The 243-nt window shown below is 53.5% G+C and carries 1 rRNA gene; it reads left to right on the forward strand.

What is annotated here, in order from left to right:
• Positions 1-243, forward strand: a 16S ribosomal RNA gene (locus AWV70_RS11085); the annotation flags it as partial.

Genomic DNA, 243 nt, shown 5'->3' on the forward strand with positions numbered 1-243 from the left:
GGAAACTGGAGGACTTGAGTACAGAAGAGGAAAGCGGAATTCCACGTGTAGCGGTGAAATGCGTAGAGATGTGGAGGAACACCAGTGGCGAAGGCGGCTTTCTGGTCTGTAACTGACGCTGAGGCGCGAAAGCGTGGGGAGCAAACAGGATTAGATACCCTGGTAGTCCACGCCGTAAACGATGAGTGCTAAGTGTTAGGGGGTTTCCGCCCCTTAGTGCTGCAGCTAACGCATTAAGCACTC

The sequence above is a fragment of the Sporosarcina koreensis genome, assembly GCF_001531445.1.
Lineage (GTDB): Bacteria > Bacillota > Bacilli > Bacillales_A > Planococcaceae > Sporosarcina > Sporosarcina koreensis_C.